The sequence below is a fragment of the Luteitalea sp. genome, from assembly GCF_022842525.1.
GTDB lineage: Bacteria > Acidobacteriota > Vicinamibacteria > Vicinamibacterales > Vicinamibacteraceae > Luteitalea.
In genome coordinates, this window is record NZ_JALHPM010000383.1 from 1 (window position 1) to 2,512 (window position 2,512).

Genomic DNA, 2,512 nt, shown 5'->3' on the forward strand with positions numbered 1-2,512 from the left:
TCATGGCCACCGCCACGTCGCCGGAGAGCAGGCTGCCGTCCACCAGCACGACGCGCAGGTCGGTCTGCTGGTAGATCGCCACGGCGAGGTTCACGGCGAGCGTGGTGGTGCCGACGCCGCCCTTCGGGCCGTGGACCGCGATCATCCGGCCGGACTTCGAGCCGCCCTGCGGGGATGTCTTGCGCCGGCGCCGATCTTCCTTCTCGTAGATGCGCCGCACCAGCTCCGCGAGGTCGGTCGGCTCGAAGGGGCGGAACAGGTACGCCCGGGCGCCCGCCAGGATGCAGGCCTGCGCGACGGCCGGGTTCTCCGGGTCCAGCAGCACCAGCACCGGGATTTCCGGGGCGGCAGCGTCGAGCTGCTCCACCACGGCGGCCGGGTCGCCGGCCACCTCGTCGATGATGATGAGGTCGGTGTCGCCGCGATGGGCGGCGCGGGCGGCCTCGCCGTAGCCGGCCGCGCTCTCGGCCACGCGGAAGGTCGGGTCTTCCTCCAGCATCAGCGTGACGGCGCCCATGTCGGTCTCGTGGCCGTCGAGCTGGAAGCCGGGGTCGCGAAGGACCAGGATGCGTAGGCGTGACGTGCGTCCGCTCATGGTCGTGGCTCCTGCTGCATGGCCTGGCGCGGCTCCGCCGGGACCGTCCGGACCTCCTGCGGGACTCGGAAGCGGAAGCGCTCGGCGATGCTGTCAACGGTGACGGCGTCGGTACGGACGATCCGCTCTTCGTCAGAGGAGCGCAGGGCGAGGTCGATGGTGCCGCCCGAGTCCTTGATGTACTTGATGATGATGGCGTCCTGGTGGTCCACCAGCAGGGCCAGGGGCTGGGTGCTGGCGCTGGTGCGGGCGCTCACGCCGCCCTCGGCCGCCTTGACGCCGGCCTGCTGCTGCTCGCCGAGCGCGAAGATCTCGACGTTCTGGAGCGTGGTCTGGGTGCTCATGCCGTTGCTGTTGCTGGCGTTGGACGGCGTGTCGCCGACTTCGGACTGCACGAGCTTGAGCGAGAGCAGGATGTCGAGGCGGTCGCCCGGCTGGAAGCCGACCTGCCCGGCCAGGAGGTCGGGCATCGGCAGCCAGACCACCACCCTGCCCGGTGGCACGCGATCCGAGAGGCTGGTCGCCTTCCGTCCGGTCGTGACATGACCGTTCATCACGATCTGGTCGCGATAGATGGTCCCGACGGCGAACTTGCCGACGACCTGCTCGGGCTGCGAGATCGCGCCGGGCGGGGCGAACTCGGCGGGGAAGGGCCGGACCACCAGGGCGTCCGGCGTGACCACCGCTTGATCGGGGATCTCACGGGCCGCCATCACCACGTAGACCTGGGGGATGACGGCCCGGCTCGCTTCGCCGGCCTGCCGCGCGATGCCGAGCACGATCACGCTCGCACCGCCCGCCAGGAGGATGCCGAGTGCCAAGAGGGCCAGCGCTCCGCGTCGCTTCATCTGCTTCTGTTCCTTCCGCTTCAGCTCGCGGCCGGCTCCGTCCGGCCTGCCACCCCTGTCCTCGGACCGGCGTCAGCAGATCACGGGGCGGTGAACACGTTTGACACTGAGTACAGGACGCCGATGCTGGTGCCGAGCGTCGACAAAATCGCGATCGAGGCAATGGCGATCAGGACGAGCAGCAGCGCGTACTCGACCAGCCCTTGTCCCCGCTGCGCCTTCCGGATCGCCGCCGTGATTCGTCGACGGGGGGCGAGAAAATGAAAACCGACGACAGACTCGTAACCCGGTGCTTGGGTCATGCTCGCCTGGCCCACCGCATATTCCATATTGTTGCCAAACATATCGAATAATCCGAAGCCGTTGGGCTTCAATCGACCACAGGGATGAAGTGTATATGAGTTCACGTCGTCGCCGATGGGTTGGGTGAGCCCGGGAGCGGCCTGGGTAGTTTCGAGTTTAGCAAACTTGAGGGAAAACTCGCGAGTGTCTCCAAAGTAGGTCTCGCTCGTGGTGCCGGCGCGGCAGGCAAATTCCCACTCCAGTTCCGAGGGGACACGATACCCCAGTAAATCGACACAGTTGTCCTTCAGTCGCGTTTGTTCGTCATAATTCGCGACTCCCTCCTCGGTTCGCGAACCTGGGATAAAGCACCACTCAGATTCCGGTAAGCCGACTTGGGCGCTGAGCCAATTGCAATACAAGCCCACGTGGAACATTTGCAGAGCGGTTTCCGGCATCTCCGGCGACGGCGTCAAGGGGTTCGAGTTATCGCCTGAGATGTGCATATCGGCTAGACATGCCAGGAAGTACTTGCGCTGTAGCTCATACGCCCCAATGGCAAAGCGATGTTCGATGGTTCGTTCCTGCCGTGGATTCAACGACTTGAGTCCCGGATTATCGCTCCCCGCCCAGAATCTCGCGGGACCCAGCAAAACAAATTTCTGTCCCAATTGATTGGCAAATGAGCTGGCCGAATCGGGCAGCTGTTGAATCTCCGTTTCCGTAAGTCGAGCGTCCGCCGATGCTAACCAACTCTCTTCTCCCCAGACCCGCAAACACCACTCCG

At 65.2% G+C, this 2,512-nt stretch carries 2 protein-coding genes and 1 pseudogene; all 3 read right to left on the bottom strand.

Translation table 11 applies throughout. The features are described 5' to 3' along the window. A pseudogene (locus tag Q0C41_RS31275) lies at positions 1-595 on the bottom strand (AAA family ATPase); the annotation flags it as partial. After that, positions 592-1,443: a Flp pilus assembly protein CpaB gene (gene cpaB, locus Q0C41_RS31280; protein WP_291990956.1), complete on the bottom strand. Its 852-nt coding sequence runs from the start codon at positions 1,441-1,443 to the stop codon at positions 592-594. The gene cpaB and the pseudogene Q0C41_RS31275, both read right to left, overlap by 4 nt. An 80-nt stretch (positions 1,444-1,523) precedes the next feature. Then, positions 1,524-2,512, bottom strand: a 989-nt coding sequence (locus Q0C41_RS31285) for an SUMF1/EgtB/PvdO family nonheme iron enzyme (protein ID WP_291990958.1), incomplete at its 5' end; no start/stop codon positions are given.